The organism is Sphingorhabdus sp., assembly GCF_046596595.1.
GTDB lineage: Bacteria > Pseudomonadota > Alphaproteobacteria > Sphingomonadales > Sphingomonadaceae > Sphingorhabdus_B.
This window is the reverse complement of the sequence record NZ_JBKJMB010000088.1, coordinates 36,056-43,936: the sequence shown is the minus strand read 5'-3', so window position 1 is coordinate 43,936 and position 7,881 is coordinate 36,056. Positions and strand designations below refer to the sequence as shown.

At 56.9% G+C, this 7,881-nt stretch carries 5 protein-coding genes; all 5 read left to right on the top strand.

The window, feature by feature from the left end; genetic code table 11:
* The first annotated feature begins 323 nt into the window (after positions 1-323).
* The 5 genes from ACLL9E_RS08865 (at position 324) to glk (ending at position 7,878) form a co-directional block, all read left to right on the top strand.
* Positions 324-2,516, top strand: a complete 2,193-nt coding sequence (locus tag ACLL9E_RS08865; protein ID WP_411291377.1) for a thiamine pyrophosphate-dependent enzyme — start codon at positions 324-326, stop codon at positions 2,514-2,516.
* On the top strand, positions 2,513-3,547 hold the full coding sequence (locus ACLL9E_RS08860; protein ID WP_411291376.1) for an ACP S-malonyltransferase: 1,035 nt from the start codon (positions 2,513-2,515) through the stop codon (positions 3,545-3,547). Before ACLL9E_RS08865 ends, ACLL9E_RS08860 begins: the two co-directional genes overlap by 4 nt.
* A 101-nt stretch (positions 3,548-3,648) precedes the next feature.
* Positions 3,649-5,094, top strand: coding sequence for a glucose-6-phosphate dehydrogenase (zwf, locus tag ACLL9E_RS08855; protein ID WP_411291375.1), 1,446 nt, complete (start codon positions 3,649-3,651; stop codon positions 5,092-5,094).
* The gene (gene edd / locus ACLL9E_RS08850) at positions 5,087-6,910 is read left to right on the top strand and encodes a phosphogluconate dehydratase (protein WP_411291374.1); all 1,824 of its coding nucleotides are present in this window, start codon (positions 5,087-5,089) and stop codon (positions 6,908-6,910) included. Before zwf ends, edd begins: the two co-directional genes overlap by 8 nt.
* Positions 6,907-7,878, top strand: a complete 972-nt coding sequence (gene glk, locus ACLL9E_RS08845) for a glucokinase (RefSeq protein ID WP_411291373.1) — start codon at positions 6,907-6,909, stop codon at positions 7,876-7,878. The genes edd and glk overlap by 4 nt, the downstream gene beginning before the upstream one ends.
* Positions 7,879-7,881 lie beyond the last annotated feature (3 nt).

Sequence of the window (7,881 nt, the reverse complement as noted above, 5' to 3'; positions counted from 1 at the left end):
CACTGTCTTCTTCGGATTGTTGGGCAAAAGCCGCTGGCACAAACATTGCGCTGCAGATGGTGCTGCAAAGTGCAGCCGTGATTACACGATTAAATCGACGCATTTCTCTCTCCTCCTATTCGACCAGAAACCCTGTGGCATTTGCTGCGCATATTAGGTCACTGGCGCTCTGAACGCTTCCCGGGTGGGGAAAATCCGGGAAGAAACTCACTCTCGTGTTCATCCTATCGCCGAATTTTTACAAATCCAGCAATTTAATCGGGCAATTGAAAATATCACTTTGCTGTGGCTTTTGCGCCCTTTGGCGTTAATCATCCGGCGCTATGTTTGACCGTCCAACGATATTAGACGAGGCATTTGCCCGCCGCGTCGCCGCGCATGATTTTCCCGCTCCGCGCGCCAATTCACCGGTATCTGCAGTCGCGCCGCACGTGCTCGTCGATCTTTTTGACAGCCAGATTATGAGCCGACATCTTGATCTGTGGGCGCGCCGGTCAAAGGGAAAGACTTTCTATTCGATTGGCAGTTCAGGGCATGAGGGCACGGCTGCAATGGCAGCAGCAACCCGAACCACCGACATGGCGTTTTTGCATTACCGCGACGGTGCGTTCCTTATCCAGCGTAAGAAACAGGCAGGTGGCCTCACGCCTTTGCATGACATGGCCTTGTCCTTTGCCGCGTCGGCAGAGGATCCCATCTCGGGTGGGCGGCACAAGGTATTGGGATGCGCGCATACTTTCGTACCACCTCAGACCAGCACCATAGCGTCACATTTGCCCAAGGCTGTCGGTGCTGCACATTCGTTGGGCATGGCGCAACGTTTGAAGCTGTCCAATGCCGTACTTCCGCATGATTCTGTCATCTTATGCTCTTTTGGTGATGCCTCCGCCAACCATTCGACATCGCAGGGCGCATTTAATGCTGCGTGCTGGGCCGCATACCAGCATCTGCCAATGCCGATTGTCTTTCTGTGCGAAGACAATGGCATCGGGATTTCTGTGCGCACACCCGGCGGTTGGATTGCAGCCAACTTCGCCAATCGCCCTGCGTTGCATTATGTGGCCTGCGATGGCGCTGATCTGAATGATGCGCTGCGTGGTTGCGAAGAAGCCGTGACCTACGCGCGCACCCGGCGAAAACCCGTTTTCCTGCACATGCAAACAATCCGACTGATGGGCCATGCCGGGGCAGATGTGGAACTGAGCTATGCTCCGATCGCGCAGATCGAAGCGGCCGAAGCGCAGGACCCGCTGCTGCACAGCGCACGCATTTTGCACCAACAGGCTGGCATGTCAGGCGCAGAAATCGTGGCGCGTTATGAAGAGATGCGCGCGCGCGTCGACCGTGTAGCTTTGGACGCGCTGGCCAAACCAAGATTGACAACGGCCGCCGAAGTCATGGCTTCGATAGAGCCGGAAAAATCAGCCAAACCGCCACAGCCTTTACCTCGCGCGAATATGCGAGATGCGCTTTTTGCTAAGGATGCGCGTAATCTTGCCAAGCCAGTGACATTGGCGAAAAGTATCAATTTCGCGCTGGCAGACATCATGCTGCAATACCCGAATGTCGCGGTGTTTGGCGAGGATGTTGCACGCAAGGGCGGCGTGTATGGGGTTACTCAAGGTTTACAGGAGAAATTTGGCGCTACGCGCGTCTATGATACGTTGTTGGATGAGCAGACGATATTGGGCCTTGCCATCGGCATGGCGCACAACGGATTTGTTCCGGTTCCTGAAATCCAGTTTCTGGCCTATCTGCACAATGCCGAGGACCAGATTCGCGGTGAAGCTGCAACTTTGTCATTCTTTTCGAACCGGCAATATCGCAACCCGATGGTTATGCGTGTCGCTGGCTTGCCCTATCAGAAAGGTTTTGGCGGGCACTTCCATAATGACAACAGTCTTGCCGTCCTGACGGATATTCCCGGCATCGTCGTGGCCTGTCCGTCAAACCCGGCCGATGCGCCAGCGATGCTGCGTGAATGCGTGCGGCTTGCGCACGAGGACGGCCGCGTTGTTGTTTTTGTCGAGCCGATTGCGCTCTATCATATGAGCGATCTGCATGCACCAGATGATGCAGGATGGCAGGCCCCCTATGTGGCGCCGGGTGACGATATTAACATCGCGCTGGGAACCGTTGGCCAATTTGGTGTAGGAACTGAACTTGCCATTATAACCTACGGAAATGGCTATTATCTTTCACGGCAAGCAGCTCCCGAACTCGAAGCTGAAAGCATTTCCTTGCGGATCATTGACCTTCGCTGGCTGCATCCTTTGAATGCCGACGCGATAGTGGCTGCGGTCGCAGATTGCCGGAAGATATTGATCGTGGACGAATGTCGGCGATCAGGCAGCTTGAGCGAAAAGCTGATGACGATATTGACCGAAGCCGGCCGTGGCGAGGCTGTCAGCCGTATTACCGCCGAGGATTGCTTCATTCCGTTGGGGCCAGCCGCCGAGCTGGTGCTGCCCAGCAAAGCCTCCATCCTTGAAGCCGCGCGGACGGCCGTCGCATGAAAAAGCGTGCTTTGGTGGTTTGCCCTGGACGCGGCACCTATAACGCTGCCGAGCTTGGCTATTTACGAAGATATTACGCCACGCGCCCCGATATAGTTGCGACGGTCGATGCTGTCCGCAAGGCAAACGGACAGGTTCCGGTCTCAGAACTCGACAGTGCAGAGAAATATGCGCCATCGGTCCATATGACCGGCGATAACGCTTCGCCGTTGATCTACGCTTGCGCCATGGCGGATTTCGCAGCGATTGATCGTGACCGGTTTGATATTGTGGCCGTGACTGGGAATTCGATGGGCTGGTATCTGGCGCTGGCATGCGCGGGTATTCTCGACCTTGAGGCTGGCGCGCGGCTGGTCAACAATATGGGCGGGCTGATGCATGAACATGGCACCGGCGGGCAGGTCGTCTGGTCGATGATTGATGAGAATTGGAATACTCAACTCGACAAACTTCAATTTATCAATGACCTATCGGCCAAAGCAAAGCTTGTTTCTGGAATACATGTCCATGTTTCCATCCGGCTTGGCGGGATGATCGTGTTCGCTGCCGATGACGCCGGGCTTAAGTGGCTGAGCGAGCATCTGCCGAAAGACGACCGTTTCCCATTGCGGCTGATGCACCATGCCGCGTTCCACAGCCCCTTGCTGGACCATATCGTGCCCATGGCGCGCGCCATCCATGATGCGAGTGATTTCGGGCGCGGCACAATTCCTGCAATCGACGGGCAGGGCCGTATCTGGTCGCCCGGTGCCTTTGGCCGCGATGCGATTTATGATTACACGCTCGGCGCGCAATTGACCGACAGCTATGATTTCACGCGTGCGGTGCAGGTCGCGGCAGCCGAATTTGCGCCTGATACGATTATCGTTCTCGGTCCGGGGACAACCTTGGGCGCGCCAACGGCGCAGGCGTTGATTGCATCAGGCTGGCGCGGGCTTTCAGGCAAGGCGGACTTCCAGTCGCGCCAGACTAACGATCCCATCTTGATGTCGATGGGCATGGAAGATCAGCGCGGCTGGGCGGAGAGCTAAGGCTGTGCATACGAATAAGCGCTAGACGCCTTCTCGCTTCAGGATAAAGGGAAGGTCGTGTTTGCAAGGCACATCTGCGGCTTTGCCAGGAGACCAGAGGAATGAGCGACCATAGTTCCAATTTGTTGCTATTCGGCGCGACGGGAGACTTGTCACGCCGCATGCTGCTCCCGTCTCTATATGCGCTCCATGCTGATGGTTTAATCAATCCAGACCTACGTATTTTTGGCACGGCACGCAGCGCGCTCACCGATGAGGCGTTCCGCGACATGGCACGCTCAGCGTTGTGCGAATTTCTACCCGATGACCGCAAGGCCGAAGGCTTGATCGACGCGTTTCTGCAAAGGCTGCATTATGTCGCGCTGGATGCCTCAAATCCAGACGGGTTTGCGTCGCTCGCGGCCACAATCGGTGACGTTTCTGGCGGTTTGTCGATATTCTTGTCGACCGCGCCGTCATTGTTTGAACCAACGATCAAGGGTCTCCATCATGCCGGGCTGTCGGGCGAAAATGTCCGCATCGGGTTGGAAAAGCCGCTCGGCAATGATCTGGCATCATCGCGGCAGATCAATGATGCCGTGAACGCTGTCTTTCCGGAAAAGCGCACATTCCGTATCGACCATTATCTGGGCAAGGAAACTGTCCAGAACCTCATGGCCCTGCGTTTCGCAAACATGCTTTTTGAGCCTTTGTGGAACGCTAATGCTATCGAACATGTGCAGATTACCGTTAGCGAAATCGTAGGGCTCGAGGGGCGGGCTGGCTTCTACGATGAAACAGGTGCGCTGCGCGACATGGTGCAGAACCATATGCTGCAATTGCTTGCGCTGACCGCAATGGAACCGCCGGCAAGCCTTGATGCGACCGCAATTCGAGACGAGAAGGTCAAGGTGCTGCGCGCCCTGCGGCCAGTGGCCGAAGGTGACGTTGTTACTGGCAAATATACTGATGGCGCAGTCAAAGGCGACGCGGTCAAGAGCTATGAGAATGATCTGGGCAAGCCGTCCGATACCGAAACGTTTGTCGCGATAAAGGCTTATGTCGACAATTGGCGGTGGCAGGGCGTGCCGTTTTTCCTGCGCACCGGCAAGCGGTTGCCCGAACGGCGCAGCGAAATCGTCATCCAGTTCAAGCCTGTCCCACACAATGTATTCAAGCAACGCGGCGGCAAGCTTGAGGCGAATACCTTGGTCATCCGTTTGCAGCCAGAGGAATATGTGCGGCTATTGGTGATGGCCAAAGAGCCGGGGCTGGATCGCGGGGGGGTTACCCTGCGCGAGGTTCCCTTGGATCTGTCGCTCACCGCTGCCTTTGCTGGGTCGCGTCGGCGGATCGCCTATGAACGATTGCTTCTCGACCTCATAGAAGGCGACCAGACGCTGTTCGTGCGGCGGGATGAGGTTGAGGCACAATGGAGTTGGATTGATGCCATACGGGCTTTATGGAGCGCCACAGACCTTAAGCCAAAAACATATGGTGCCGGAAGTTGGGGCCCTAACGCCGCAATCGCCTTGACCGAACGTGATGGAGTGAGCTGGCATGAGTAGTCTGCATTCCACTGTCGAAGCCGTAACTGCACGCATTATCGAGCGGTCAAGGCCCGGGCGTCAGGCGTTTCTGGACTTGATAGCAAAGCAACGCGACGCCGGGGTCAACCGCACTGCCTTAAGCTGTGGCAATCTTGCACATGGATTTGCAGCGAGCGGCGAGGACAAACCGTCGATCCGTGATGGCAAAGCTATGAACATCGGCATCATCAGCGCATACAATGACATGCTTTCGGCGCACCAACCTTATGGCCGCTATCCCGAGCAAATGAAAATCTTCGCGCGGGAAGTTGGCGCGACTGCTCAGGTTGCCGGTTCCACGCCGGCTATGTGTGACGGAGTGACGCAGGGTCAGGACTCGATGGAACTGTCATTGTTCAGCCGCGACGTCATCGCCATGGCAACAGCGGTTGGTCTCAGCCACGGCATGTTCGAAAGCGTCGCAATGCTTGGCATCTGCGACAAGATCGTTCCTGGCCTGTTGATCGGCGCGCTGCGCTTCGGCCATTTGCCGACCATCCTCGTCCCCGCCGGCCCTATGCCATCGGGGCTTGCCAACAAGGAGAAGCAGCGCGTCCGCCAGTTATTTGCAGAAGGGAAGGTTGGCCGCGCCGAATTGTTGGAGGCTGAGGCCGCATCTTATCATAGCGCAGGCACCTGTACCTTTTACGGCACGGCTAATTCAAACCAGATGATGATGGAAGTCATGGGCCTGCATATTCCGGGTGCGGCCTTCATCAACCCCGGAACAAAACTGCGTACCGAATTGACGCGCGCGGCGGTGCATCGTTTGAGCGAAATAGGTTGGGATGGGACTGATTACCGGCCGCTGGGGCTTTGCATTGACGAAAAAGCAATCGTTAATGCCTGTGTTGGTCTGTTGGCAACCGGCGGGTCGACAAACCATGCCTTGCATATTCCGGCAATTGCGCGGGCAGCCGGGATTATCATCGACTGGGAAGATTTGCATCAGCTGTCCTCCGCCGTGCCGCTGATCGCGCGCGTTTACCCAAATGGATCGGGCGACGTAAACCATTTCCATGCCGCCGGTGGCATGGGGTATGTCATCCGCGAACTTATAGCAGCAGGGCTGCTCCACCGCGACATCATGACCGTCGCTGGCCAAGACCTTGCGGACTATGCACGTGAACCGACATTGGAAAATGACAAGCTTGTGTGGCGTGATGCGCCTGCGGTTACGGCAGACGACACAATGCTGCGTCCTCCGTCTGCCCCGTTTAGCCCCGATGGCGGGATGCGCCTTGTCACCGGCAATCTCGGCCGCGCGACGTTCAAGACCAGCGCAGTCGATCCGGCGCGCTGGACCATCGAAGCCCCCGTGCGCGTGTTCGATGACCAGAATGACGCACTCGCTGCGTTTAAGGCAGGCGAATTGGAATGCGACGTTATCCTTGTTATTCGTTTTCAGGGACCAGCCGCTAATGGCATGCCCGAACTGCACAAATTAACGCCACCATTGGGCGTATTACAGGATAAGGGGTTCAACGTTGCTCTTGTCACCGATGGCCGCATGTCGGGGGCTTCAGGCAAAGTGCCTGCCGCCATCCACTTAAGCCCCGAGGCAGCACGCGGCGGGGCTATCGCAAAGCTGCAGGACGGTGACGTGGTCCGTCTTTGCGCCAATAGTGGCACATTGTCGGTGCTGGTTGATGCCGATATCTGGTCCGCGCGCGTTCCAGCAGCAACTCCAACAGAGAAATTCGGCACCGGTCGCGAACTGTTTGCGCTGATGCGTGCGACGGCGGACGAGGCAGAGAAGGGCGGGTCGGCTATGTTGGCGGCAGCCGGACTATGACCGCGATTGTTGCTGTCGATATTGGTGGAACGCACGCACGCTTCGCCATTGCCGAAGTTGAGGAAGGCCGCGTCACACGACTTGGCGACGCGGTGACTTTGAAAACAGCCGAACATGCGAGCTTTCAAACCGCATGGCAGGAGTTCGGAAGGCTCCATGGCGCAACGCTGCCGCGCGCAGCGGCAATTGCGATTGCCGGGCCAGTCGACGCGGATGTCATCAAGCTTACCAACAATCCGTGGATTATCCGCCGGTCGCTGGTGTGTGAGAAACTTGGCGTCGACAGTTTTGTCATCGTTAACGATTTTGGCGCTGTTGGTCATGCGGTGGCTCAGGCCGGGCCTGAACATTTTCAGCATCTGACTGGGCCAGAGCAGGATTTTGCAGATGAGGGCACATTAAGCATCATCGGCCCTGGAACGGGGCTTGGCGTCGCGCATGTCTGGCGCAAGGGCAGCAATTATCATGTGCAAGCGACAGAAGGCGGACATATTGATTTTGCCCCACTGGATGCGATTGAAGACGCTGTTCTTGCGCGTTTGCGCAAGCGCTACCGCCGGGTGTCAGTGGAGCGCGTTGTTTCGGGTCCGGGTCTTATCGATCTGTACGAGACGCTCGCCGCGATTGAAGGGCGCGCGGTGCAGCAATATGACGATAAAACTTTATGGCAAATGGGCATGTCAGGGGACGACAGCCTCGCGGCTGCAGCAGTGGACCGTTTTTGCCTGTCGCTTGGAAGTGTAGCTGGCGATATCACTTTGGCGCAAGGCGGCTTTGCGGGGGTTGTGATCGCCGGCGGTCTTGGCCTTCGCATCAAAGACAGCCTTGTCCGTTCGGGTTTTGCAGAGCGGTTTCGGGCAAAAGGGCGCTTTGAAGGCTTAATGTCCGGCATCCCGGTGAAATTGATCACGCACCCGCAGCCCGGCCTATTCGGCGCAGCGGCGGCGTTTGCACAGCAACATGTTTGAGGA

What these genes read in the sequence shown, in the direction of transcription:
- glk (WP_411291373.1), top strand. Translation starts at nt 6,907, where the DNA reads ATGACCGCGATTGTTGCTGTCGATATTGGTGGAACGCACGCACGCTTC.
- zwf (WP_411291375.1), top strand. Translation starts at nt 3,649, where the DNA reads ATGAGCGACCATAGTTCCAATTTGTTGCTATTCGGCGCGACGGGAGAC.
- edd (WP_411291374.1), top strand. Translation starts at nt 5,087, where the DNA reads ATGAGTAGTCTGCATTCCACTGTCGAAGCCGTAACTGCACGCATTATC.
- ACLL9E_RS08860 (WP_411291376.1), top strand. Translation starts at nt 2,513, where the DNA reads ATGAAAAAGCGTGCTTTGGTGGTTTGCCCTGGACGCGGCACCTATAAC.
- ACLL9E_RS08865 (WP_411291377.1), top strand. Translation starts at nt 324, where the DNA reads ATGTTTGACCGTCCAACGATATTAGACGAGGCATTTGCCCGCCGCGTC.